This window comes from Blastocatellia bacterium, assembly GCA_035275065.1.
Taxonomy (GTDB): Bacteria; Acidobacteriota; Blastocatellia; order UBA7656; family UBA7656; genus DATENM01.
Genome location: DATENM010000085.1, coordinates 1 through 26,623 on the forward strand (window position 1 = coordinate 1; position 26,623 = coordinate 26,623).

The 26,623-nt window shown below is 62.9% G+C and carries 18 protein-coding genes; 14 read left to right on the forward strand and 4 right to left on the reverse strand.

Annotation, left to right across the window (positions count from 1 at the left end; genetic code table 11):
- Nucleotides 1-1,429 (reverse strand): PQQ-binding-like beta-propeller repeat protein (locus tag VJ464_19555; protein HKQ07331.1); only part of this gene is annotated, 1,429 nt, incomplete at its 3' end.
- Between the two features lie 254 nt (nt 1,430-1,683).
- On the opposite strand from VJ464_19555, the gene VJ464_19560 reads away from it, so the two are divergent.
- The 5 genes from VJ464_19560 (at nt 1,684) to lipA (ending at nt 11,257) form a co-directional block, all read left to right on the forward strand.
- Complete coding sequence (locus VJ464_19560; protein ID HKQ07332.1) at nt 1,684-2,679, forward strand: hypothetical protein; 996 nt, start codon at nt 1,684-1,686, stop codon at nt 2,677-2,679.
- 265 nt (nt 2,680-2,944) lie between these two features.
- A complete protein-coding gene (locus VJ464_19565; protein ID HKQ07333.1) occupies nt 2,945-4,159 on the forward strand; it encodes an efflux RND transporter periplasmic adaptor subunit in 1,215 nt (404 codons plus the stop codon).
- 66 nt (nt 4,160-4,225) lie between these two features.
- Nucleotides 4,226-7,501: an efflux RND transporter permease subunit gene (locus tag VJ464_19570; GenBank protein ID HKQ07334.1), complete on the forward strand. Its 3,276-nt coding sequence runs from the start codon at nt 4,226-4,228 to the stop codon at nt 7,499-7,501.
- A 235-nt stretch (nt 7,502-7,736) separates the two neighbouring features.
- Nucleotides 7,737-10,211, forward strand: coding sequence for an ABC transporter permease (locus VJ464_19575; protein ID HKQ07335.1), 2,475 nt, complete (start codon nt 7,737-7,739; stop codon nt 10,209-10,211).
- Nucleotides 10,212-10,276: 65 nt separating this feature from the next.
- Nucleotides 10,277-11,257 carry a lipoyl synthase gene (gene lipA, locus VJ464_19580; protein HKQ07336.1) on the forward strand — a complete coding sequence of 327 codons (981 nt, stop codon included), beginning with the start codon at nt 10,277-10,279 and terminating at the stop codon, nt 11,255-11,257.
- Nucleotides 11,258-11,340: 83 nt separating this feature from the next.
- Here lipA and VJ464_19585 read toward each other — a convergent pair whose 3' ends face one another.
- Nucleotides 11,341-11,577: a hypothetical protein gene (locus VJ464_19585; protein ID HKQ07337.1), complete on the reverse strand. Its 237-nt coding sequence runs from the start codon at nt 11,575-11,577 to the stop codon at nt 11,341-11,343.
- A gap of 139 nt (nt 11,578-11,716) precedes the next feature.
- Nucleotides 11,717-14,023: a protein kinase gene (locus tag VJ464_19590; GenBank protein ID HKQ07338.1), complete on the reverse strand. Its 2,307-nt coding sequence runs from the start codon at nt 14,021-14,023 to the stop codon at nt 11,717-11,719.
- Nucleotides 14,024-14,562: 539 nt separating this feature from the next.
- Here VJ464_19590 and VJ464_19595 point away from each other — a divergent pair.
- The 5 genes from VJ464_19595 to VJ464_19615 all read left to right on the forward strand — a co-directional run bounded on the left by VJ464_19595 (nt 14,563) and on the right by VJ464_19615 (nt 20,209).
- The gene (locus tag VJ464_19595; GenBank protein ID HKQ07339.1) at nt 14,563-14,919 is read left to right on the forward strand and encodes a PilZ domain-containing protein; all 357 of its coding nucleotides are present in this window, start codon (nt 14,563-14,565) and stop codon (nt 14,917-14,919) included.
- A 239-nt stretch (nt 14,920-15,158) separates the two neighbouring features.
- Nucleotides 15,159-16,433 carry an SPOR domain-containing protein gene (locus tag VJ464_19600; protein HKQ07340.1) on the forward strand — a complete coding sequence of 425 codons (1,275 nt, stop codon included), beginning with the start codon at nt 15,159-15,161 and terminating at the stop codon, nt 16,431-16,433.
- Nucleotides 16,434-16,474: 41 nt separating this feature from the next.
- A complete protein-coding gene (locus tag VJ464_19605) occupies nt 16,475-17,827 on the forward strand; it encodes an N-acetylmuramoyl-L-alanine amidase (protein ID HKQ07341.1) in 1,353 nt (450 codons plus the stop codon).
- A gap of 94 nt (nt 17,828-17,921) precedes the next feature.
- Entirely contained in the window at nt 17,922-19,274 is a 1,353-nt protein-coding gene (locus tag VJ464_19610) for an HU family DNA-binding protein (GenBank protein HKQ07342.1), read from the forward strand.
- A 245-nt stretch (nt 19,275-19,519) separates the two neighbouring features.
- The gene (locus tag VJ464_19615) at nt 19,520-20,209 is read left to right on the forward strand and encodes a hypothetical protein (protein ID HKQ07343.1); all 690 of its coding nucleotides are present in this window, start codon (nt 19,520-19,522) and stop codon (nt 20,207-20,209) included.
- A gap of 118 nt (nt 20,210-20,327) precedes the next feature.
- Here the strand turns inward: VJ464_19615 and VJ464_19620 are convergent, their stop codons facing one another.
- The gene (locus tag VJ464_19620; protein ID HKQ07344.1) at nt 20,328-22,055 is read right to left on the reverse strand and encodes a proline--tRNA ligase; all 1,728 of its coding nucleotides are present in this window, start codon (nt 22,053-22,055) and stop codon (nt 20,328-20,330) included.
- Nucleotides 22,056-22,260: 205 nt separating this feature from the next.
- On the opposite strand from VJ464_19620, the gene VJ464_19625 reads away from it, so the two are divergent.
- The 4 genes from VJ464_19625 to VJ464_19640 all read left to right on the forward strand — a co-directional run bounded on the left by VJ464_19625 (nt 22,261) and on the right by VJ464_19640 (nt 26,554).
- Complete coding sequence (locus tag VJ464_19625) at nt 22,261-22,743, forward strand: hypothetical protein (GenBank protein HKQ07345.1); 483 nt, start codon at nt 22,261-22,263, stop codon at nt 22,741-22,743.
- A gap of 284 nt (nt 22,744-23,027) precedes the next feature.
- Entirely contained in the window at nt 23,028-24,491 is a 1,464-nt protein-coding gene (gene guaB, locus VJ464_19630) for an IMP dehydrogenase (protein HKQ07346.1), read from the forward strand.
- A gap of 159 nt (nt 24,492-24,650) precedes the next feature.
- Nucleotides 24,651-25,433 carry a class I SAM-dependent methyltransferase gene (locus VJ464_19635; GenBank protein HKQ07347.1) on the forward strand — a complete coding sequence of 261 codons (783 nt, stop codon included), beginning with the start codon at nt 24,651-24,653 and terminating at the stop codon, nt 25,431-25,433.
- Nucleotides 25,434-25,588: 155 nt separating this feature from the next.
- Entirely contained in the window at nt 25,589-26,554 is a 966-nt protein-coding gene (locus VJ464_19640; protein HKQ07348.1) for a diacylglycerol kinase family protein, read from the forward strand.
- Nucleotides 26,555-26,623 lie beyond the last annotated feature (69 nt).

Genomic DNA, 26,623 nt, shown 5'->3' on the forward strand with positions numbered 1-26,623 from the left:
GCGTCTTGCCATTGACCTTCGTCGTAAAGAGCGGGCTGGCTTGCGTGGCGTCCCAGTCATGCGTGTCGTGCGGCACCAGCTGATAATGCCACTGCCGTTTTCCGGTGCGCACGTCGAGCACGACCATCGAGCTGGTGTAGAGGTTGGCGCCCGGTCGAACGGTGTCGTAGAAATCCGGCGCCGGGTTGGCCACGGGAACATACAGCAGACCTTTTTCATGGTCGAGTGACACAGGCGCCCAGACCGCGCCGCCGCCGTGCAGCCGGGCGTCGGGCTTGCCCCAGGTCTCCGCGCCCGGCTCGCCCTCGTCAGGCACAGTGTTGAAGCGCCAGACCGGCTCGCCGCTCTCCAGTTTGAAAGCACCGATCCAGCCTTTGACGCCCTGCTCGCTGATGCCGAGGCCGACCACCACGAGGTCTTCGAAGATCAGCGGCGCGCCGTTGAACGAGCCTTCGTTCTTCTCCGCGGCGACAACTTTCTTCTCCCAGAGCAGCTTGCCGGTTTCCATGTCCAGGGCGAAGAGGTAGCCGTCGGTTGTGGCGCGGACGACCCGCCCCTCTTTGATGGCCGCGCCGCGATTCGGCGGGAAGACTTCGACGGATTTGGGGTTGCGGTCATAGCGCCAGAGCAGCTTGCCGTTGGCGGCGTTAATGGCAATGGTTGAGCGCGTTGTTGTAATGTACATCACACCGCGATAGACGAGCGGGTTGTTATGAAAGGCCCGCGTGTCGCCGGTCTGATAGATCGCCGCGGGCCGCAGCCGCGCGACGTTCTGCGGCGTGATCTCTTTGAGGTCGACGTAGCGCTGACCCGTGTAATCGTGGTTCGAGACGAGCCAGTCTTTGGTATTTGCCGGCGCCGCGTTCAACTCCTGCTGAGTCGGGAAAGCGGTGGACGGAGATAGCGGGGCGGCGCTCTCGCCCGACTGCGCCCTGGTCTCCGGGGTGGGACGTGCCATCGGTTCTTTGCCCGCGGGCCGCCCCGTGAGCTTGAGGCGGGCGAGTGATTCGGAATTCGCCGGCAGCTCGCGCGCCCCCGCCGTGTAGCCATTGGCTTTGAGAATGTGAGCGATGATGTCTATGTACTGTTGCGGCTCAAGCGTGTTGCCTGCCCCATAGGGCATCTGCGTCCGCGTGATGAAGTACAACTCATCCACGTTGTGGTCGCCCTGTCCCCATTTGCCCATGAAGCGGCTGCCTGAGAGCGCCGACGCTGACGCGCCTTCGAGCTGCGCGCCGTGACACGAGGCGCATTTCTTCTCGTAGAGCGCCCGCCCGCGCTCGGCCTGAGCGGTCGTATAGATGCCGTCCTGGCCGGCGGCGCGCGAGCCTCCGGGCGCGAACGCCAGCCCGCCAATCAGCAAAAGCCCGACGAGGGTGGCGAAAACACGATGGGATTGCAGTAGCGACAGCAGAACGCGCGTGTTCATGGGCATGCCTCTTTCTTCCGCACCTGAGACGGTCTTTCTGAATGTCCCTGAAGGAAAAGCTTGAGTAGAAGGACCAAAGGGCCATCCTTCAGCAGCGACATTATACAGAGTTTCGCGCAAAACGGAATCCCCGATGGCAAGCCGCGCCACCTCTGCCCGGCGCGAAAAGACTTGCCCGCCGGTGTAGCTGGCGCGCTATAATGCGCCCACGATCACGGTTTCAGGAATTGAATAAGCAAACGAGGATATCCGACATGAAACGCCGGCTCTGTTTGATGGCTTTATCCTGGCTTGTGCTGCTTATCCCGTCCGCGGCCCGGGTCGCCGCGCAGCCGCCGCCAACCCCTGAGCCCATCCTGATTCGCAACCGCGTTGATGCGGAGAACTGGCGGCTCGATAATATTCGCAAGCTCGATGAAGAGAAGCGGAGCGAAGGGACGCGCAAATCTGACCCGCCAGCGGTCGCGCCCGACGCCCAGTTCTACAGACGGAAACTGACTGAAGATCAGAAAAGACTGCTCGCCGCGACGGCTGAAGAGAAGGCCGCGCACCGCGACTTTCTGCGCCAGGACCATACAGGGTTGATCCGCCTGCTGCCGCGCGGCAAATACGAGTTCAACGTCACGGTCGCTGCCGCTCATCCCGACCTGATTCTGCCGATCAAAGGTGGCGGCGCGTTCTATTCGTTCATCGAAAAGAAGCACCCCTTTGGCCCGTGGTCAGAGATCAGCTTGCGGGAGGGGCGGCTCGTCGTCGGCTTCCAGCCGCAGTCGCTCGCCGTGCTGACGATGCTCGGAGACGTGCCGCTCGAATCGTTGACGGCGGCGACGCCCGGCATCGCTTACCTGGCGCAGTGGACGCCGCCGACCGAGCGCGGGGCGGCGCGCGACCAGAGCCGCCGCAACCTTAAAGGCTTCGTCAACGCCGACCGCGCCTATAATTCAACCCTGCCGGCGATGGTGCATCAGACCTACGCGCTGCGCACGACGATCTATAAAAAGGAAGGCCGTCTGCGCATGATTCGCGGCATCGGCTCGATCTATGTCCCGCACCCGTATGAATACGGCGGCGCCGACGAGTTGATCGTCTTCCGCATCCTGAGCGCCGGCGAAGATGGCAGTGTCACCCTGCTCTGGAAACGCTTGCAGAAATTCACCCCGCCCAAGCTCGAAGATCGAGGCGACGACACGGCGACGCGGGAACGCGGCGACACGTCGCCACGCGACCGCGGCGACGACCGGAGACAGTAGCCGGCAGAACGTTCAACCCGCTCGCGCGCCGCGTCGCCCCTTCGCCGCGTCGTCTCTACATCGCCTCGTCTCGATTCCGCGTAACGCGCTGGCCCGGCGCGTCGTACAGGGTTAATGATCGCCTTAAACCAGATAGCGGCGCCCCGTAAACTGATTTGCTGCGCGATTCCGTCAACCGCTATCATGTTCACTTGACTGCTTAAACAGATCGCCATTAAAGGAGCGCTTCGAGTAATCAGCAATGTTGTTTCTTCAATCAGCCCAGGTGAAAAGGCAAACCCTCACAACCGTTGCAATGATGCTGGCGCTGGCCGCCGTCGCATTGCTTAACGCTGCCTGCAAGAGCGGCTATCCGGTGTCGGCAAAGAACGCGCCGGGCACGGCAGAATCGCGCGTCGTCAAGACGGCGCAAGTCAGCGAAGTTCCGATGGAGCGCGCCGTCACGGTTTCGGGCACGCTCGTCGCTCAGGATCAAGCCACGGTCAGCGCCAAAGTGCCGGGGCGCGTGCAGACCATCACCGTTGACCTCGGCAGCGTCGTGCGCAAGGGGCAGGTGATCGCCCAGCTTGAGCAGCAGGATTATCAACTGCGCTTGCAGCAAGCCGAGGCGGCGCTGGCGCAGGTGCGCGCCCGCGTCGGGCTCTCGCCGGACGGCAAGGATGAAAAGGTTGACCCTGAGAACACCGCCACCGTGCGACAGGCGCGGGCGCTGCTCGACGACGCCCGGCTCAAGCTCGAACGCGCCAAATCGCTGTTAGCCAAGGGCGTCATTGCTCAGGCGCAGCTCGATGCCGCCGAAGCCGATTACAAGGTGGCCTTGAGCCGTTACCAGGACGGCGTCGAAGAGATTCGCAACCGCCAGGCGCTGGTGGTGCAGCGGCGCTCGGAGCTTGAGATCGCTCGCCAGCAGCTTACCGATTCGACGATCAGCGCGCCCTTCGACGGCGTCGTGCAGGAGAAGCGCACGAGCGTCGGCGAATACCTGGCCGCCGGCACAGCCATCATCAATCTGGTGCGCATGGATCCGCTGCGACTGCGCGCCGAAGTTCCCGAGCGCGAGGCGCACAACGTCAAGCAGGGGCAGCAGGTGCGCGTCACCGTCGAAGGCGACACCAACGTCTACACCGGCATCATTGCGCGTCTGAGCCCGAGCATCACCGAACAGAACCGCATTCTGATCGTCGAAGCCGAAGTCCGCAACAACGGGCGCTTGCGCCCCGGCTCGTTTGCGCGCGCCGACATCGTCGCCGACGCCAAGAGTCTGAGCCCGGCTGTGCCCGCCAGCGCGGTGGTCAGCTTTGCCGGCATTGATAAAGTCATCACCATTCAAGACGGCAAGGCGCTGGAGAAGCCGATCACGATGGGCCGCCGCGCCGGCGATTGGATCGAAGTGCTCTCCGGCGTCAAGACCGGCGACACCGTCATTGTTGAACCCGGCAACCTTCAGTCGGGCCAGCCCGTCACGATTGCAGCAGAGTGACAGGTGACAAGAACAAGCGGGACTTCCCGCTTGTTCTTGTCACCTGTCACCTGTCACTGAATTATTATGCAGAAGCTCGCGGAAATTTGTATCAAGCGTCCGGTCTTTGCGGCGATGATCATCCTGGCGATGGTTGTCATCGGCGCGGCCAGTTACTTTCGCCTCGGCGTTGACCGCTTCCCCTCGGTAGACCTGCCGACCGTCAGCGTGCGCACGACCTTGCCCGGCGCTTCGCCTGAAGAGGTCGAAAGCGAGGTGTCGCAGAAGATCGAAGAGGTCGTCAACACGGTCGAAGGCATTCAGGAATTGCGCTCGGTTTCGGGCCAGGGCACGTCGTTCATTATGGCGACCTTCAGCCTGAACCGTGACATTGACGTGGCGGCGCAGGACGTGCGCGACCGCGTTGCCGGAGTCACCCGCGATCTGCCGCGCGATGTTGATCCCCCTGTTGTCGGCAAATTCAACAATGATTCGTCGCCGGTTATGACGGTGGCGCTGTCGGCGGATCGCCCCTTGCGCGAGCTGACGGAGCTGGCCGACAAAGTCGTCAAGATTCAGCTCGAACGCTCGACGGGCGTCGGCGAAGTCGCCATCGTCGGCGGCCTGGGCCGCGCCATCAACGTCTGGGTTGATCCCGACCGCCTGGCGGCTTATCAAATCCCCATCACCACCGTGCGCACGGCCATCGTCGCGCAGAACGCCGACGCGCCGGGCGGCAATGTCACCGCCGGGTCGCGCGAGCAATCTTTACGCACCATGGGCCGCGTCGTTGACCCCAAGAGCTTCAGCGACCTGGTCATCACCAACATCAACGGCGCGCCGGTGCGCGTGCGCGACATCGGCTGGGCCGAAGACGGCACCAAGGAGCAGCGCTCGCTGGCGCGCTTGAACGGCGTGCCGACGGTGACGCTGGAAATCCGCCGGCAGTCGGGCGCGAACACGATTGAAGTCATCGAAGGCATCAAGGCGGCGCTCGCGCGCATCGCCCCGCAACTGCCCACGGACGTTAAGCTCGAAGTCATCCGCGACCAGTCGCGTTACATTTACGCGGCGCTGCACGAGATCAACCTGCACCTCGTCCTCGGCAGCATCTTCGCCTGCCTGGTGGTGATGTTTTTCATGCGCAGCTGGCGCACGACGCTGATTGCCGGCATCGCCATCCCGACATCCGTAATCGCTTCGTTCGGCGTGATGCGGGCATTGAACTTCACCCTGAACAGCGTCACGATGCTGGCGCTGGTGCTGATGGTCGGCATCGTTATCGATGACGCCATCGTGGTTCTGGAAAACATCTTCCGCCACGTCGAAGAGAAGAAGATGCGGCCCTTTGAAGCGGCGCGCGCCGCGACCGCGGAGATCGGCCTGGCCGTCATGGCGACGACCTTCAGTCTGGTGGTCATCTTCGTGCCGGTGTCGTTCATGTCGAGCATTTCGGGCCGCTTCCTTTATCAATTCGGGATCACGGCGGCGGCGGCGATTCTCGTCAGCCTGGTGGTTTCGTTCACCCTGACGCCGATGATGAGCGCGCGGTTGCTGAAGACCGAAGACGCCGCGGGACATGGCCATGACGAACAGGCGAAATCGCGCGGCGGATTCTATGGCTTTATTGACCGCTTCTACATGGTCGTGCTCGGCTTCGCCATGCGCCACCGCATCGCCGTCGCCGTGCTGGCGCTGCTCGTGGTCTTCTCTTCGGTGCCGCTCTACGGCGTCGTTCATCAGGATTACCTGCCGAGTGATGTGGACGAATCGGAGTTCGACGTTAACGTCACGGCGCGCGAAGGCACGAGCCTTGAGGCGATGAAGAGCGCGATGCTCTCGGTCGAAAGCGAGCTGCGCTCGACGCCCGGCGTTGAGCTGGTGCTGGCGACCGCCGGCGGCGGCTTCATCGGCGGCGTCAACCAGGGCGGCGCTTACGTGCGCATCGTGCCGATTGAAGAGCGCAGCTTTTCGATCAGCCGCCTGTGGCACGGCCTGACTCATGGCCGCCCGCTCGAAGCCTTCCAGACCAACTACTCGCAACGCGACGTGATGCAGGAGATACGCTCGCGGCTGCGCAAGTACAAAGACCTGCGATGCAGCGTGCGCAACGCGCCGTCGTTCAACATCGGCGGCGGCAACTTCGACATTGACTTCAACCTGCGCGGCCCCGACCTGGAGATGCTCTCGAAGTACGCCGAGATTCTGCGCCAGAAAGCGCCGGAGCTGGGCGTCGTTGATGCCGACACCACTCTGAAGCTCGACAAGCCGGAGCTGCGCGTCGAGATTGATCGAGTGCGCGCTGCCGACCTCGGCGTTTCGACGGATGACATTGCCTCGGCCATGCGCTTGATGGTCGGCGGCGATCAGCGCGTCTCGCGGTTTCACGATCCGGGCGTCAACGACGATTACGACGTGCAGCTGCGCTTGACCGAAGGCACGCGCAACGACCCCGGCGCCATATCGCGGCTCTATGTCGGGCGGCGTAGCGGCGGCCTGGCGCGGCTCGACAACCTCGTGAAGCTGACGCCGGCCAACACCGCCTCGCGCATTGACCGATTGGATCGCCAGCGCCAGGTCTCTTTGCGCGGCGCGGTGGCGCCCGGCTTCGCGCTGTCCGACCGCATCAACGCGCTACGCAAAGAAGTCGCGAGCATGAACCTGCCCGCGGCTTACACGACCAGCGTGTCGGGGCGCGGGCGCGAGCTTGAGCGCACCTTCAACGAATTCATCTGGGCGTTCTTGCTATCGATCATCTTCATGTACATGATCCTGGCGTCGCAGTTCGAAAGCGTCGTCCACCCGCTGACGATCTTGCTCAGCCTGCCGTTATCGATCCCCTTCGCGCTGGTGTCGTTGTGGGCGACGGGCAACACGTTAAATCTTTATTCGGCGCTCGGCGTCCTGGTGCTGTTCGGCGTCGTCAAGAAGAACGCCATCTTGCAGATCGATCATATGAACAATCTGCGGCGTGCCGGACAGGAGCGACTGCCGGCTATCATGCAGGCGAACCGCGACCGTTTGCGGCCGATCCTGATGACGACGCTGGCGCTGGTCGCCGGCATGATGCCGCTGGCGCTGGGGACGGGGCCGGGCTCGGACGAGCGCCGCGCCATCGCCGTCGTCGTCATCGGCGGGCAGACCTTATCGTTGCTGCTGACCTTGATCGTCACGCCGGTCGCCTATTCGCTCTTTGATGACATCGGCGCGACCGCGGCGTGGCGGCGATTCGCGGCGCGCCTCTACGCCTTCAGGCACCCCTTCCGCCGGCGCGTACAGTCTGCCGCGCCGCGCCGCGCCGCTGCGAGTCATCTGCAAACCGATAAAGAAGACTTTAAAGCCCGCGCCGGCAGCGGCGACTGACGTTTCAGCCGGATCGTCCACATCAGGTAGCCTGAAAGAAGCCCGCAGCTGCGGGCTTCTTTCGTTTTAGATCGTTTCTGAGTCTGGGAAACGGTGATCCCAAATTCGCGCACTCCGCGCTTCCCACAATTTCAATGATGCAAGCTTAACCGCTTCTGCGCGGGCTCTAGGCCACTTGCCTTGACTGGCACGGCAGTTTCATACTCATCAGCAAATTCGTCTCGGAGGCATATTCATGGATACCTGGCTGCAAGACTTGCGCTTCACCCTGCGTACACTGCTCAAGAGTCCCGGCTTTGCCGCCGTGGCGATTCTTTCACTGGCGCTCGGCATCGGTGCGAACACGGCCATCTTTTCGGTCGTCAACGCCGCCTTGCTGCGCCCGCTGCCAGTGACCGACCCTCAGCAGTTGATGTTCGCCTTTTCGGGCCGCAGCGACCAGCCCTACATCACCGCTTCTTATCCTGATTACGTGGACTTCCGCGACCGCAACGACGTCTTTAGCGGACTGGCCTGTTACTCTCCGGTCACTGTAAGCATGACTACAGATGAGCAAGCCGAGCAGGTTGACGGGCTGATTGTTTCGGGCAACTACTTCGACGTGCTCGGCCTGCGCCCTGCCGAAGGCCGCGCCTTTTCCGCCGAAGAAGATCAAACGCCATTGACCCATCCGGTCGTCATCATCGGCCACGGGCTGTGGCAGCGGCGCTTCGGCGGCGACCCGCAGATCATCGGGCGCACGCTGACGCTGAACGGTCGCGCCTTCACGGTGATCGGCATCACGCCGACCAAGTTCAGCGGCACCGAAGTCGGCGAGACGGTTGACCTGTTTGTGCCGATGATGATGCAGTCGCTCGTGCGCCCGCCACGCGGCGGTTTTTCCGGCGAGCAGGACGCCGACCTGCTCGGCAAGCGCGGCCCGCGCTGGCTCAACATGGTCGGGCGCTTGAAGCCAGGGGTTACGCAGGAGCAAGCGCAAAGCGCCATGACGACCATTGCCGGCCAGCTTGAGCAAGCCTATCCTGCCACCAATCGCGGCTGGATCGTGACCCTCTTCCCTGTAAGCAAAGGCGACCCCGGATTGCGCGGCGAAGCCATGCCCATCGCCGCCTTGCTAATGGCGATTGTCGGGTTGGTGCTGTTGATCGCCTGCTTCAACGTCGCCAACCTGCTGCTGGCGCGCGCCACGGCCCGCCGCAAAGAGATCAGCATCCGCCTGGCGCTCGGCGCCAGCCGCTTTCGCTTGATCCGCCAACTGCTGACCGAAAGCGTCACCATCAGCCTGCTGGGTGGCGGCGTTGGGCTGTTGCTGGCGCTATGGCTGACGGATGTGATGAAAACCCTGAACCCGCCGGCCAACGTCTTTCCGCTGCACCTGGACTTGCGTCTTGACGGGCGCGTGCTCGGATTCACCTTGTTGTTATCGCTGGTGACCGGATTGATCTTCGGACTGGCGCCGGCCATTCAGGCATCCAATCCCGACCTCGTGCCGGCGCTCAAAGACGAGGCGGCGTCGCTCGGGGCCGGCGCACGGCGCTTCAACCTGCGCAACCTCTTTGTCATCGCGCAGGTGGCCATCTCGCTAGTGTTGCTGATTGCGGCGGGGCTTTTCCTGCGCAGTCTGAAACATGCCGAAGCCATTCACCCGGGCTTCAACCCCGACAATATGCTCGTCGTGCCGCTCAACATTCAACTGCTGAAGTACACGCGCGCTCAGGGCCGCACCTTCTATGATGAGGTCATCGAAAAGGTCGAATCTTTGCCCGGCGTACAGTCGGCATCGCTGGCGCGCGTCGTGCCGCTCAGCGGCGGCGGGCGCACGAACACGTTCTTGATCGAAGGCCAGGAGCCGCCGCCCGAAGACCGCCCGCAGACGACTGGCGCCAACGTCGTCGGCTTGCGCTACTTCGAGACGATGGGCATCCCTTTGCTTGGCGGGCGCGATTTCAGCGCCAACGACCGCGAAGGCTCGCCCGGTGTCGTCATCGTCAACGAGACCTTTGCGCGGCGCTTCTGGAACGACGAAAGTCCCCTCGGCAAGCGCATCACCCTGCGCGGCCAGCAGGGACCATACCTCGAAATCATCGGCCTCGCCCGCGATGGCAAATACCGCACGATTGGTGAAAGCCCGCGCTCAATGATCTACCTGCCGGTGTTGCAGAACCATGAGACCGGCATGACGCTGCACGTGCGTACGAGTATCGAGCCAACGCAACTCGTCGCCGCCGTGCGCGGACAGATTCAAGGTCTTGAAAAGAACCTGCCGGTTTACGACATCCGCACGATGCGCGAGCAACTCGGCAGCGCGCTTTTCGGCGCGCGCGTCGGCGCGATCCTGCTGGTCGTCTTCGGGGCGCTGGCGCTGTTGCTGGCTTCGGTCGGACTCTACGGGGTGATGGGCTATTCGGTGGCGCGGCGAACGCGCGAGATTGGCGTGCGCATGGCGCTGGGCGCGACACGGCGTGACGTGTTGCAGCTGATCTTGAAAGACGGCATGGCGCTTGTCGGCATCGGCGTCGGCGCGGGCATCATCGGCGCATGGTTTGCGACGCGGCTGCTGGCCGGCTTCCTCTACGACATCAGCACCACCGACCCGCTAACCTTCGTCGTGATCGCCCTGCTGCTGATCGGAGTGGCTCTAGGAGCCAGTTTCGTGCCGGCGCACCGAGCGACGCGCGTGGACCCGCTCGTGGCGCTCAGATACGAATGACCGCCTAGACTCTAGCCTCTGGATCGGTCAGAATATAGCTTGATGCGATTGAGCAGGGGCAAAGCATGGCGAAACCGAAACTGACTGGGCCGCGACCTGAATGGTTAAAAGTGCGACTGCGCGCCGACGCGTCCTTTGACCGCGTGCATCAGTTGATTAGCGACTTGAGCCTGCACACGGTCTGTCAGGAAGCGCGCTGCCCGAACATCTACGAATGCTGGGGCGAAGGCACCGCGACCTTCATGATTTTGGGCGACATCTGCACGCGCCATTGCGGTTTCTGCGCGGTCGCCAAAGGCAAGCCGCGCCCGGTTGATCCCGAAGAACCGCGCCACGTCGGCGAAGCCGTCAAGCGTCTGGGGGTGCGCCACGCCGTCGTCACCAGCGTCAACCGCGACGAATTGCCCGATGGCGGCGCGCTCCATTTCGCGCGGACGATTCAGTGGATTCGCCGGCTCAACCCCGGCACCCGCGTCGAAGTCTTGATTCCCGATTTCTGCGGCAACCCGGCGGCGTTGAACACGGTGCTGGCGGCGCGGCCCAACGTGCTCAATCACAACACGGAAACCGTGCCGCGGCTCTACAAGCGTGTGCGCCCCGATGCGCGCTATGAGCAGTCGTTGGAACTGCTGCGCCGCGCCCACGCGCACAAAAGCGAATGGCCAATGCTGACGAAGTCGGGGGTGATGGTCGGGCTGGGCGAAACGGTGGACGAGCTGCTTGAAGTGTTTCGCGATCTGGCGGCGACCGGCTGCGATATTCTCACGGTCGGCCAGTATCTGGCGCCGACGCCGAAGTATATTCCGATTGAAAAGTATTACTCGCCTGAAGAGTTCGCCGGCTTGCGCGACCAGGCGCTCGCGATGGGCTTTCGTTACGTCGAGTCGGGGCCGCTGGTGCGTAGCTCGTATCACGCGGGCCGCCACAGCGACGGCCCCGCCGCCGCCGCGGATTATGGCAGCGATCCGATCTTCAGTGAAGCCTGGCAGGTTGAGCCGGCAGCGCCGCTCGTCCAGCTAAAAGGCCGCGCCGAAGCCGGCGATTAGCCATATACTCAGCTAAAGCAAAAGGCCGGATGCACCTGCATCCGGCCTTTGTCGTTGAATAGGGTGATTGAAATAGCTTGAGCTTACTTCTTGCCGCGCGCGGCTGCCTTCGAAGCCTTCAAAGGGTTCTTGGTGCCGTCAGACCTGCGCATGGCATCGAGCGCCTTCTCGTGCGCCGCGCAATCGTGTTCGGCGGCCCGCGCCTTCCAGTATTCCGCGGCGTCAATCCCTTGCGACAGGTAAGCGACCACCGTGAACCCCGCGGCGCATTTCGGGCAGGTCAAGCGCACTCCGCGTGCTGCTCCTCTTCTTACAGACATTAGCCTCGACTCCTTTCTTTTACGTTGCTCGACGCCTCGCGGCATCAATGATGGCCACCATGACGCGAATTGCGCGCCTGGTGCAAAATCATAGCTTAACAGAACCGCTGTCAGCTTTTCAATCTTTACAAAAAATCGCTCAGGGCCGCTGCCAGCGCGGGCGCTTTCGCGGGAACGGCATGGCGTTGCCGGCATCGCTTTGCGATGTAGCCGCGGGCACGCGGTCGATTTGAATCTGCATGATGTTGAGGCCGGCGTTTAGCGTTTGCATCTTGGTGCCGAGCATTGCGCCGCGCAGCCCGAAGACGGCGACGCGCACGCGGTGGCCTGCCGTCAGACCGCATTTGCGCAAGCGCCCTTTCTCGTTCGTGCGCCCGTTGTACATGGCTGCCGCCGCCGTATCCGGCTCTTCGATGACCACGACGCGCAAATCTGCGGGCGCCATCTCGCCAGCCGGCCCGGTGACCCAGACGCCTATGCAAGTCATTCCCTGTGTGGCGGGCGGTTCAGCCTCGGTCTGCTGCGGAGGCGTGGGCGTCGCCGGTGCCGCCGCGGGCGGCGCGGATTCATCCTTTGCCGGTTTCTGCTGTTCTTCTTTCTGCTTGCGCTCGGCTTCGGCGCGTTTCTTTTCGAGCGCCGCGCGCTCGGCATCTGTTCCCTTTGCCGCATCCGGGCTAGCCGGCGGCGTCGCCGCATCGGGCGCGGCGGGCGGCGGGATGGCTCCCTGTGGCGCGGGTGGCGTATCGGGCGGCGCCTGGCCGGGCGACGGGCGGCGAAAGACCATAAAAGCACCCACTGCCAGCACAATCAGCAGCACCGCCGCTGCCGCATAAGCGATGCGCCGGCCTTGTGGCGAGGGTTCGGGGCGAACGGCGACGGGCGCAGCCGCGCGCGCCGGCCCAGCCGCCGAAGTCGCGCCGGCGACGAGCGAGGCCGCAGCCGGCGCTTGCACTGACGCGAGCGGCGTTGAAGCCGATGCCATCACATTATTGGTCGGCAAGGCGGGCCGCGCCGTAGGCCGTGCCGGTGACTCGACAGGCATGGCAACGGTCCTCAACGAGCCTGTGTCTGCTTCGTTGACATGGATGACGGTGATGGCGCTAGCGCCGTTCGGGTCGGTGACGCGGACGGCGTGCGCGCCGGGCGGCAACTGTAGCGTCGCGCGTCCGTCTTGGCCGGCAGCGGCGATGACTTCGGAGCCGAGAAAGACGGTGCTGCCCGCCGGCAAGCTCTCCAGCACCAGCATCGCGGTTTTGCTGGTGTCGGCGCTGGCAAACTTGTCCGTGCCGAAGCTGGCAGCGGCGGTGACTTCAGCCGGCGGCATCATCGCCGTCGCCCGCGCTGCCAGCGCGACCTGTAAATCGGTCTGCTGGCCGGCTTCGAGGGCGACGCTGATTTTGTAATCCGAATAACCCGCCTTTGATACCCTGACGGAGCGCAGACCGGGCGCGAGCTGCTCGATGACAATCCGCCCGCGAATGGCGTCCGACGTGCCCTGCCGCGCCTCGTCCACGTAAACGTCAGCGCCGCCCGGCACGGTTGTTAGCATCAGCCGCGCCGTGGCGCTCGGCGCCAGCATCGTTGCGGCCATCTGCGCGTTGAGGCTTTTGCTATTGCCGCGCTTCAGCTCGTCGAGCATCTCATCCACAGAGGCGTAACGGTCTTCGGCGCGCTTGGCGGTGGCGCGAGCGATGATGTGCTCAAGCTCTGCGGGGATGCCGGGGACCGCGAGCGCCGGCAGCGCCGTGCTTTCATGCAGGGCGCGCATCTCTGACCAGTAGACGACCGGATCGGTGGCGACGGATTGAAAGGGCGGGCTGCCGGTCAGCATCTCGAAAAGGATGATGCCGATGGCGTAGATGTCTATGCGCGGGTCGTCGCTGGTATTGCCCCACATCCGTTCGGGCGACATATAAGCCGGCGTGCCGAAGCCTTCGCCCGCGAGCGTCAGGTTTTCGCCGCCGACCAATCGGGCGATGCCGAAGTCGAGCACCTTGACGCGCAGCATACCGCCCTCGTCAATCAGGATGATGTTATCGGGCTTGAGGTCGCGGTGGATGATGCCGTTGCGGTGGGCATAGCTGACGGCTTCGAGCACCTGCGCGAGAATCGCTGTGGCGGGCTCTGCCGGCATCGGGCCGTTCTGGTGCAGTTCATCGGACAGCACGCGCCCGGAGATAAATTCCATTACCAGGTAATAGCAGCCGTTGTCTTCGCCGAAGGTGTAGAGCCGCGGCAGGTTCGGGTGATCGAGCCGCGCCATCGCGACCGCTTCTTGAAAGAAGCGCTGTTTGATAACGCTGTTGCGGGTGTGCTTCTTGTGCAGCTCTTTGATGGCGACGATGCGCCCGGGCTGCGTCGTGTCTTCGGCCTTGAAGACCGAGCCGAAGCCGCCGCCGCCAATATATTCGGTGATCAGGTAATTGCCGATTCGTCTGCCGCTCATAATGCGCTCCGAAGCGATAGTTCACACAGCGTAATTCGCATCACGCCAACAAAGTCACGCCGGCCCGAAGTATGTTTAACAACGGATGATCGTCCCAGGCCGCAATCTCAACACGAGGGCTTTGACTTGGAGAGTCTGGTGCCGCCGTCCGATTCTCACACAACCGCCCATCGCAGTCAACAATTCGCCACCTGATTAAGACGCAGGTCGGCGGCCAAAAGACGTGCCGACCATTGGGGAAAGCAAAAGGCAAAAGGCAAAGGGCAAAAGGCAAAAGGTCGGCAGGGGATTCAATCGATAGGATCAAGCGCTTTCACTACTCGCCCTTTCCTATCTGTTGATCCGGCTCCGCCACTTTTGCCTTTTGCCTTTTGCCCTTTGCCTTTTGCCTTCCCAAAGGGTTGTGCTATTGTTCGTCCTGTCGGTCGCGGGTCTCCCGGATCGCGCGTGCAGGGGCCGCGTCGAGCGGCTGACAAATCTCAACCAAAGCCCGAATGATGAAAGACGACAGCGCACAACCGGGGCAGCAAAGGAGGATTATGAAGAGTTCCGCGCAACTGGAGCGTCGGCGATTTGAGCGCGCCCCCATCACTGCGCAAGTCGAATACGAGCTGACCAACAGCAGCAGCGGGCCATCGCGCGTGCGCCGCAACATGGCCAACATCAGCCTCGGCGGCATGTTTATCACCACCGAAGAGGCGATCCGCACTGGCACCCGCATGGTCGTGCGCTTCGAGCTGCCCAACCGCCACCGGGTCATTGCCGTGTCGCGCGTCTGCTATGCCCGCAAAGGCGTCGGCCTCGGCGTCGAGTTCCTCCACCTCGACGAGGAAGACCGCGAAGAGATCGAAGCCTATATCGACGCGCTGAAGGTCAAAGGAGAGCTGCGCGCCTGAGACTCGTGGCGCGAATTCATCCCCCATCTGCGGGACGTTTTGGCGCAAAAAAATAAACTCTTGTGTTGCCCCTACCGCTGTGTGATAATCGCTATCGCCTAAACTTTCGCCCCACTTTGAAATAGCCCCAACTCATCAGTCAGCATACAGAAGTGGTCTGCGCCGCTTTGCGTCCGGCCATCAGCGCCCGAAGCCATTGCCGACTGGCGATAGAGGTTGCTCAACCGGCAGGTCCGTTTATGCAAGGTGAAACCTTAAGCCCAATCTGTCCGCTCTGCCGCCGTTCCGCCAACGGCGATGGCGCGCCGACGCGGCTGTGCCGCGATTGCCGCGCGATGCTCGCGCCGATTATGTCGCGCGCCGGCGGCGTTCAAACCGATTACGCCGTGGCCCTGCCAAACGCTACGGCCCGGCAAGCCATCGCGGTCGCGCCGGCGGTGGCCGAAGCGGATTTTGATGATGTGGTGTTTGCGCCCGCCACCGCTCAGGGCGAAGTGATTGCGCCGTTGAGCGAGCCCTTCGATGAGGATTTCGGCGGCGACTTCGACACCCCGCTCGTGGCCGGCGAAACGGCCGAGGCCAGCCATACGACTCCTGTGCCGGATGCCGCGCCGTTTGCGACCGAAGTTTTTATCGCGCCCGAGCAGTACGAAGAGGGCGATTCTGTCGTCAAGGCGGATCATTTCGTAGGTGAGCGGATGACCGCGCCGCTCGGCCCGCCGCCCGCACCTGCTGATGACATTTTTGAATTGGATTTACCTGACGCCGAGCCTGCGGTCGGGCAGCCCGCCGAGCCGCCCGCGCCAGCCATCGAAAGCCACGCCGCGCTGGTCGAGGCGCACACTGAACAGATCACTACGGCCGGGCCGATTGGCGACGCCTCTGCCGCGGCCGAGACCGTAGCGCCCGCGGACCCGTGGGATGATCCTTTGCCGGCGGACGAATACTCGCACCGCGAATGGCCCATGCTGGCCAGGGATGAACGGCCATCGCTGATCTCGCGGCTGAAATGGCCGCTCGTCGCTTTACTGGTCTTAGCGGTTGCCGCCGCCGCTTACTTCCTGTTTATCAAGCCGCGCGGCAACGCGCCTCGGGCCGGCGTACAAGAACCGTTGACCGTGCCGGTCGCGCCGCTGCCCGCGCCGCCCGCTCAGACGCCGCCCGCTCAGACGCCGCCTGCGACCAGTTCAGCTTCGGCCGGCGCTCAACCGGAAACGTCCCCCGCGCCTGCCGGCCAGGCCATAGACAGCCAGTTGAAGCACACACTGCAAGTGATGGCCTCGAAGGACGAAGGCGAAGCCACCAGCATGGTCGCCCGTTTGAAGAGCGCGGGCCTGCCGGCTTATGTAGTGCGCGCCGACCTCGGCAGTCGCGGCGTCTGGTATCGCGTGCGCATCGGCGGCTTCGCGACTCAGGAAGAAGCGCAGCGCTTTGCCACGGAAGCCCGCAGTCGCGCCGCTGCTGCCGGCGTGCAGATCAAAGACTTGCCAGTGACCGCTTACGACAAGCCCTGAGCGAAGGCGAGAGATAAACGCCGGAAGTGTGGATTGCGAAGATGCAGGACATAAATCCACAAAACCTCAGACACGCGAAACTGGTTGATCGCTATTCGCGTTACATCAAGTCGCCGATTCTGCGGCTGAGGTTTTTGCAGAGCGCGATGAAGATCGAGCCGCCCGCGGGCTTCACCAATCGCGTGCCGATTGTCGGCACGCTTCCCTATCGCGCCTTGTTGATCGTTGAACTGTCGAAAGTCATGCCGGTCAACGAAGCCGCGCCGCTGGCCTTGCGGCTCACGGCGCTGCTCTACCGCCTGCGCTATGGCGTTTACGCCGCCTGTGTGATTGTGGCGCTCGGGGCCGGCGCGGGATTGGGATACGCGATGATGAATGTCGCCAGTCATTTTCTCGCCTCGACCGAAGCGAAAGGCGCGGGGACCGAGCAAGCCGACGTCGCCAACTCGAACGCCAATGCCAGCGAAGCCGTAGCGCACATCGGCTCTGAGGCGGGGCTGACGCTCGATAAGGTCTGGCTTGCCGAGCAAGGCGGCGGCTACGAGTTTTACAGCAATGGCGCGCGCGTGCTCACTGAATATCAGACGGCGGGCGAACGGCGCGACTTTTACCGCTTCCCGTCTGATCAGGTGGCGCGCGGCGCGGACGACGGCCAACGGCAGAGCCAGCCGCTCGGCATCGTCTATCACGTTTCCGAAGGCGATCAGTTGCCCTTTGACAATCAGTATAACCAGTCGCTGCAAACGCACTCGAAGGCGCTGCTCGAATATGCGCGGGCGCACCGGCTCTACAATTATGTGATTGACCGTTTCGGGCGCGTCTACCGCGTCGTGCGCGACGAAGAGACGGCCAACCACGCCGGCAACTCGGTCTGGAGCGACGGGCGCGACATCTACGTGAACTTGAACGCCAGCTTCCTCGGCGTCTGCTTTGAAGGCCAGTCGCGGCGCGGCAAAGCGGTCGGCGCCGACGGCATCAACGAGGCGCAGATTTACGCGGCGCGCCAGTTGACCGCCGTGTTGCGCTCGAAGTATCAGATCAGTGACGCCAACTGCGTGACCCACGGCCTGGTCAGCGTCAACCCGTCGAATAAGCTGATGGGCTATCACACAGACTGGGTAGCGGGCTTCCCGTTTTCGGCCATTGGATTGACGGACAAGAACGAGACCGAGATCGCGGCGATTTCGCGGCTCGGCTTCAACTATGATTCGGCTTACCTGGCCGCCGCCGGCGGGCGGCGCTGGCCCGGCCTCGACAAAGCCGACGCCAGCTTGCGCGATACGGCGCGGCAGAGCGGCGTGAATGTCGAAGAGAAGCGCGCGGCGCTACAGGAAGTCTACGAGCGCCTGTACGCCAGGCAGCGCGCTTTGGAGAAAGTGACAAGTGACGAGTGACAAGTAACAAGACGTTGTCGCTGCGGCTTCCTGGCAGGCACCGGGATGCGGATTCTTCTTGTCACTCGTCACTTGTCACTTGTCACTGTGAGTTATGAACAAGACCCAGCTCATTCGAGAATCGGCGCGGCGCAGCGGGCTTTCGCAACAGAAAGCGGCGCGCGGCGTCGAAGCCGTGCTGGCGATCATCAAGCGCGAGCTGGGTGATGAGAGTCAGATCGCTATTCGCGGGCTTGGCCGCTTGCAGTCAAAGCCCAAACGCGCCGGTTTCGTGCCGCCGCAGGCGGACGGTGCGCCCCCTCGACCTATTCCCGCAGGCCGTGCCGTGCGCTTGAAAGCGACGCGCAAAGCCGTTGCCAGTCTGAACACAGAGCAGCCCCTCACGCTCGATGCGTTTGAATCAAATTCTGGAGGAATGATTGCCATGTCAAATGAAACCAATAACCCGAACACCAATGAGGGCTCGGCTCTGGGACTCGATGTCGGCACCAGCCGGCTGGTGATGGCCAGCGGCTCGGCCACCCAGATCAAATCCAAAGCCGAGTTGAACGCCTTCATCACCGTGCCGTATTCCAAGTTTACCGAAAACATTCTCAAGCAGAACAAGGTGAGCTATCAGCTCAATGGTGGCTCGACGCTGCAAATTTTCGGCAACGAAGCGGCGCGCTTCGCCAACGTCTTCAACACCGAAGTCCGCCGCCCGATGATGGACGGCACGCTCAACCCGACCGAAGAGTATTCGCTGTCGGTGATGCAGGCCATCATCCAGCAATTGGTGAAGAAGACCAGGCACGGCGAGACCCTGCGCTTTAGCGTGCCGGGCGCGCTGCGCGGCGGCGGCTCGCCCGACCTCGTCTATCACGAAGCCATGCTGCGCGACATGCTCAACCAGATGGGCTATAACGCCAAAGGCGTCAACGAGGGGCTGGCGGTGGTCTTTTCGGAGCTGGAGAAAGAGAACTTCAGCGGCATCGGCATCAGTTGTGGCGGCGGCATGTGCAATGTCGCGCTCGCCTTCATGTCGATCCCGGTGATGACCTTCAGCCTCGCCAAGGCCGGCGATTACATTGATCGCAGCGTTGGCCAGGTGACCGGCGAAGTCGCCACGCGCATCCGCACTATCAAAGAAGAGAGCCTCGATCTGTCGAGCGCCCCGCGCAGCAAGTACGAGAACGCGCTGCACGTCTACTACGACGACGTCATCCTGTCGCTGGTCGAAGGGCTGCGCGGCGCGCTGGCCGAGACCAAGAATATGCCGCGCATTGACAAGGCCATCCCAATCGTCCTGAGCGGCGGCACGGCGCGACCGAAAGGCTTCCTCGACAAGTTCCGCCAGGCCATCGAGCGCGACGGCTTCCCGCTGGAGATCAGCGAGATTCGCATGGCCGGCGACCCGCTGACGGCCACGGCGCGCGGCTGTCTGATCGCCGCGATGTACGACGCCTAATTGCGACGCGGCGAGGGAAAGCCGACGCGGGGACGCGGCGATGCGGCGAGGGAAAGACACAGCGGCTAACCGCCTGTCTTCCTTTCCCCGCGTCGCCGCGTCTCCCCGTCACCGCGTCACTCTTCCCGCGTCACTCTTCCCGCGTCCCGCAGCGGCTCCGGCGGGTTGATTGAAGTGTGTGCGGGTGGATGGTAGAATAATTATTCCATCCCAGCGCATTGCTTCGATGAACCCTGGAGAGCTGTATGAAAGTATGCCCAGTCTGTAATGAAACCTTCGCCGACGAGATGAGGTTTTGCGACCTCGACGGCACGCGGCTGGCGCGACAGGCCGAAGCCACCGGCGCGCCGGCGCATCACCGCACATGGTCATTGCTTGGCGTCGGCCTGCTGGTCGGAGCGTTAGTTCTGTCCGCCGTATCGGTTTTTATGATTCCGCGCTCGCGCGCGCTGCCTAGCACCACCAGCTCATCCGCGCCGGCAACGCCTTCGACCGGCAAGCCCGCGGATTCCGGCAACTCGGTGAGCGCCGCTACGCCGAGCGATCAGCCCGAAATCGTCATCGCCGAAACGCCGCCCGACCCGAACGCCAAGAAAAAAGACAAGGCCAAGCCGACCGCCGAAAACGACGCGGCCTCGCCGCTCAACCCCAAGGCCGCCGCGCAGACGGGCGAAGAAACCGCTACGCCTGCACCTGTAGCCGCCGAGCCGCCGCCCGCGCCTAAGAAGACCGAGCCCGCGCCAACGCCGAAGACTGCGAGCGAAACCCGCGAGCCGGAAAGCGCGCCGAAACCGGTCGCCGCACCCGATCCCAAGCGCGACCCGAAACACTCGAACGCGACTAAGGATTCAGACAAGAAGAGAGAGGAAGACAAAGATAAGAAGAAGGGCGGCGGCTTCTTTAAAGTCTTCAAAAAAATCTTCGGCAAAGACTGATGCGCGCTGGCCATACTTTCGTGTCGCCACGCGGCTCACACTCATCCCTGTAAACAAAAAGGCGAGCTTCAGGCTCGCCTTTTTTCATGAAATAAAGCAGACAAAGATTCGCTGCGCGTTAGCCATTTGCCTTAAGCCGTGCGCCTAAGGTTTCGACGAGTGTTTCGATGGCGACATCTTCCGATTGGCGCGTGGCGCGCGTCAGCACCTCGACCTTGCCGTCCTTGATCTTCTTGCCGACCGTCACGCGATAGGGGATGCCGATCAGGTCGGCGTCGTTGAATTTGACGCCGGCGCGTTCGTCGCGGTCGTCGAGCAAGACGTCAACGCCGGCGGCTTCAAGGTCACTGTAAAGCTTTTCGGCGGCCTCAAGCAGCGCCGCGTCGCGGACGTTCACCGGAGTGATGACGACTGAAAAGGGCGCGATGGCCGCCGGCCAGATGATGCCCGCCTCGTCGTTGAACAGCTCGACCGCCGCCACCAGCACGCGCTCGACGCCGATGCCGTAGCTGCCCATGACAATCGGCACTTCCGTGCCCTCCGCCGTCAGCACGTTGGCGCCCATGCTCGCGCTGTACTTGGTGCCGAGCTTGAAGATGTGGCCGATCTCGACCGCCTTGAAAACGTCGAGCGTGCCTTCGCAGTTCGGGCAGCCTTCGCCGCTCTGCACCGTGCGCAGCGAAGCCCACTTGTCCACCTGGATGTCGCGATCAATGGCGACGCCACGCAGGTGATGGTCATCCTTATTCGCGCCAGTCGTCATGCCGCGCCGCCCGCGCAAAGCGTCGTCGGCAATGATCAACGTCACGCGCGAGTGCGAGGCGCGCGTCACCCCCACCGCGCCGAGACTGCCGGCGGAAGCGCCGAGCGCGTCACGAATCTCTTCGGGGTGCGCCGGTCTGATGTCGAGCGCGCCGGTCGCGTCTTGCAACTTGGTCTCGTTCAGCTCGTGGTCGCCGCGCATCAAGACGAGCGCCAGCCGGTCGTCCAGCACGTAGACCAGCGTCTTAATCTGGTGATCGGCTGCGGCGCCGCCGGGAAATGTCGTCAGGTCATCAATCGTGCGCACGCCGGGCGTCGGAAACTCTTCGGGCTGCGCCAATCCGTCGCCGTCGTCAATCGCCTCTAGCCGCGCGATGGCTTTCTCGACGTTGGCCGCATAGCCGCATTGCTCACAGACGGCGATGCGGTCTTCGCCGGCCTCCGTGCGCACCATAAACTCGGTGGACTGACTGCCGCCCATCGCTCCGGAGCTGGCTTCGACCGGCGTGAATTTCAAGCCGCAGCGCGTGAAAATGCGGGAGTAGGCGTCGTGCTGGTCCTGAAAGGCTTTGTCTAATCCGGCGCGGTCAACGTCGAACGAGTAGGCATCTTTCATGGTGAACTCGCGGACGCGCAGCAGGCCGGACTTGGGGCGTGCTTCATCACGGAACTTAGTCTGAATCTGATACCAGACCTGCGGCAACTGGCGGTACGAGCTGATGGCGTGGCGGGCGATGGCCGTGAAAATCTCTTCATGCGTCATGCCGAGGCACATCTCAGTATTCTTGCGGTCGCGCAGGCGGAACATATTGTCGCCCATGACCTGCCAGCGGCCCGACTCTTTCCATATCTCAGCCGGGTGTAAGGCGGGCAATAAAAATTCCTGCCCGCCGATACGGGCCATCTCTTCGCGGATGATCTTCATGACCTTCAGACGGGCGCGCTGCCCGAGCGGCAGCAGGCTGTAGACACCGGCGGTGAGCTGGCGGATGAAGCCGGCGCGCACCAGCAAGCGGTGGCTGGTGACCTCGGCGTCCGCCGGGTCTTCGCGCAGAGTCGGGACAAACAGTTTAGACCATCGCATTCGCGGGACTCCTTTGCTGAACAGTTGTAGCGCGCATGACGGCTGCTATGCGCTCAATCGAAACTCCAACGCTAACAAGCTGGAATGGGCGGCGTCAAGCAACCACCGGCTCTTAGAATCGCGTTGAGTTCCGCCTGACAAGAGCCTAGAATGGCTTTACCACTGCGAGCTGGCATTGGTCAGACCTGTGACGTGGAGGTGAACAATGAGCGCAGATAATCTAGACACCAAGCCGACGCTTGAAACCGTGCTTGAGCGCATCAACGCGCTGGCGGAAAAGCTCGACGATCAATCAACTGAAACCAAGAAGGATATGACGGAGTTCAAGGCACAGCTCAACGAAGAAGTGAGCAAGCTTCACACACGACTCGACGAAGAAGCGGGCAAGCTTCACACACATCTCACCGAAGAAGTTGGAAAGCTTCATACACGACTCGATGAAGAACTAGGCAAAGTTCACACACACCTCGACGAAGAAATGGGCAAGCTCAACGAAGAAGTGGGCAAACTTTACACACGGCTCGACGAGGAAATGGGCAAAGTGCATGCGCGGTTCGATGAGTTTGACATTCGCTTCGACCGCCTGGAGAGCGTTGCCTATAAGACGCGCTCGGAATTCGCGGAATTTCGCGGAGACTTCAAAGAGTGGCGCAACCAACTGAAGGGCGCTCTTCCACCGGTGGCCTGATCCGGCATTGCGCTGACCCGACTGACTGAAATCTTCCCCAACTGATTTACCACAGGCCGCTTCCCCAAAGTAAGTTGAGAAAAACTGACGCGCTAGCGGCGCGCCCCGGCCTTTGTGTGCGGCGAACGAGCGCCGCGCTTGCCATCGTGCGAGCCGCTTTGCTACATTCCATAGCTGGGGACTACAAATCCAGCAACGACATCTTGTGCTTCACCGACCCCGACAGGTGAGAGCAGAGCATTAACCCGGCGCCCGGTGGCGCGCCCACATTCGAGGTGTTCATTATGCTTGCTGGTGAAATCCAAGAGGGCCTGACTTTTGACGACGTAACCCTCATCCCGGCGCGCAGCGACGTCCTGCCGACCGAAGCCGACACGACGACGCGCTTTTCGCGCAACATTCCGGTTAACATCCCCGTCTCATCATCGGCGATGGACACGGTGACCGAATCGCACCTGGCCATTGCTATCGCCCAGCAAGGCGGCATCGGCGTCGTTCACAAGAACCTATCCGTCGAAGAGCAGCGCGACGAAGTCGACAAGGTGAAACGCAGCGAATCGGGCATGATTGTTGACCCGGTGACGATGACGCCCGACCGCCGCATCAGCGATGCTATGGATGTCATGGATCGCTACCGTATCTCCGGCGTGCCGATTGTCGAGGCCAACGGCCATCTCGTCGGCATCCTGACCAACCGCGACCTGAGATTTGAGACGCGGCTCGACCTGTCGATCAGCGAGGTGATGACGAAGGACAATCTCATCACCGTTCCGGTCGGCACGACGCTCAACGAGGCGAAAGCCATCCTGCAACGCTACCGGGTCGAGAAGCTGCTGGTCGTCGACGACAACTACCGGCTCAAAGGCTTGATCACCGTCAAAGACATTCAGAAAGCCATCAAGTACCCGCTGGCCGCCAAAGACGACCTCGGACGCTTGCGCGTCGCCGCGGCCATCGGCGCGACCGGCGATTACCTGGAGCGCGCCGAAGAGCTGGTGCGCGCCCGCGTGGATGCGCTGGTCATCGACACGGCGCACGGTCACACGGAAGGCGTCATCGCCGCCATCAAAAAGGTCAAGAGCCGCTTCCCCGAGCTGGATGTCGTCGCCGGCAACATCGCCACTGCCGACGCCGCGAAAGATTTGATCCTTGCCGGCGCTGACGCCATCAAGACCGGCATGGGTCCCGGCAGCATCTGCACGACGCGCGTCGTCAGCGGCGCCGGCATGCCGCAGATCACTGCCATCCTGGAGACGGCGCGGGCGGCGCGTGGGTCGGGGGTGCCGGTCATCGCCGACGGCGGCATCAAGTATTCGGGTGACATCGCCAAAGCCGTCGCCGCCGGCGCTGATTCCGTGATGATCGGCTCGCTGTTCGCCGGCACGGACGAGAGCCCCGGCGAGATCATTCTCTATCAGGGTCGCTCGTTCAAAACCTATCGCGGCATGGGATCGCTCGGCGCGATGAAGGAAGGCAGCAAAGATCGTTACGGCCAGGCGAGCGAAGCGCAAAGCAAGCTCGTGCCTGAAGGCATCGAAGGCCGCGTGCCGCATAAAGGGCCGCTCTCGGCGCTGGTCCATCAACTGGTCGGCGGCCTGCGCTCAGGGATGGGCTACTGCGGCTGTCGCACGATTGCCGAGATGCACGAGCGCGCACGCTTCATGCGCGTCACCTCCGCAGGGCTGCGCGAGAGCCACGTCCACGACGTCATCATCACCAAAGAAGCGCCGAATTACCAACTGGAATAAGGCGACGCGGGGACGCGGGGACACGGCGACACGGCGAGGGAGAAAGCCGACGCGGTGACACGGCGACGCGGCGACGCGGCGAGAGAACGAGACAGAGGCTAACAACTTGTCTTCCTTTCACCGCGTCGCCGCGTCACCGTGTCCCCGCGTCATTCAGCTATGAGCTTCGATACCAAGACAACCTGGGACGCTTGCGGCGCGGCTTTTGACCGTTACACGTCAACCGAAGATTCTTACTCGGAAAACGTCGAGCGGCTGGTGATCGAATCGCTGCTCGGTGATCTGTCGGGCGCGAGCGCGCTCGATCTAGGCTGCGGGTCGGCAACCTACTCGACGCGGCTGGCGGCGCGCGGCGCGCGGGTCGTCGGCGTTGATCTTTCGGCGACAATGTTGGGGCTCGCAGGCGAGCGGGCACGCACAGATGAGGTTGAGCTGGATTTGCTAATCGCAGACATCGGCAAGCCTCTGCCCTTTTCAAGCGCGCAATTCGATCTCGTCTTCACCGCGACGGCGCTGCACTATGTCGAAGACCTGCAAAGCGCGATGTGTGAGATGGCCCGTGTGCTGCGACCGCGGGGATGCTTGATCGCCAGCGTCTTGCACCCGATGAGCACGGGGCGGTTTCCTGTGCGTGATGGCGACGCCGCCGGCTCGGATGAATGGGAAGGGCGCGCGCGCTGGCCGGCGCGTTATTTCGCCGCGGCGCCGCGGCGCATCCAAACGCCGTGGCTCGGTTGCGGCGAGGTGCCCGACGAAGGCCGCCACCTCGACTGTTTTCATCACACCCTCAGCGATTATTTCGCGGCGATGCAGTCGGCAGGGCTGCGCCTGACGCAGCTCCGCGAGCCTGTGCCGCCCGCTGCGTTCGCCGCCAAGAATGCCGCGCGTTATGAAGAGGCCATGAGCCTGCCGCTTTTCTTGGTCTTTGCGGCTTGCAAATGAGCCGGGCGGGTGGCCTGAACCGATAGCCTCTCGCGTCAATTGTCAGGTAATCACTGCACTCCACGCCTGCTTGCCGCGGTTCGCGCGGCGCTTTTACAATACTTGCAGCGCCGCGCGAACGGCACCCGAGTTGCACTCACACGAACGGAAGCGACATGCCGCAACAGCAAGCTGTGATCATCTACAACCCGATGTCGGGGCGAGCCGGCAGCCGCGGCGAAAATGCGCGGCACATGGCGGGTCTGCTGGCGGCGCGCGGCCTTCAGGCAGAAGCGCACGCCACAACCGCGCCTGACGACGCGACGCGGCTGGCCCGCGAAGCCGTGAGCCGGGGCGTTGAAACGATTGTCAGCTACGGCGGCGACGGCACGCTCAACGAAGTGATTCAGGGGGTGGCGCGCAGCCCTGCGGCGCTCGCCGTCTGGCCCGGCGGCACGGCGAATGTGGTCGCCCGCGATCTTGGGATGCCGTTTACTGTCGAGCGCCTCGCCGACGTGATTGCCGCAGGCAAGTCCATGCGTGTCGCGCTCGGCCTGGCGCGGCGCACTGGGGACGCGGCGACGCGGCGACGCGGTGACACGGAGAAAGAACAAGAGAGGGAAGCAGAGGATAGTTTATTAATCCCCGCGTCGCGGTATTTCCTGATGATGGCCGGCATCGGCCTTGACGCTTCGATTGCGCGCGGCGTCAACAAGCGATTGAAGCGCCGCACCGGCGAGCTGGCTTACTGGGTGAGCGGCATCAAGCACCTGTTCACCTGGCCCGCCGATCTCTTCACGATCACTGTGGATGGCCAGCGGTTCGAGAGCGCCTTTGCCATCATTGGGAATGGCAAAGGCTACGGCGGCGGAATGTTGCTGACGCCGAACGCCCGGCTCGACGAGCCGCTGTTCGAGGTTTACATTCTGCCGGTGCTGAGGAGCAATATGGCTTACCTGCGCGTGCTGTCGGCCTGCATGCGCGGCAAGCCCGAAGCCAGTGGCGCGACGATGATCAAAGGCCGCCGCGTCGAGGCCAATTCCTCGCACGCGCCCTGGGTCGAAGCCGACGGCGAGGTGATCGGCCCGCTGCCGATGCGCTTTGAAATCGTGCCCGATGCCCTGACTCTTATTGTCCCTTGATGTGCTCGCCGCAGATCAACGGAAGTGAAACAAAGAGTATTCAGGAGTCAGGAGTCAGGAGTCAGAATG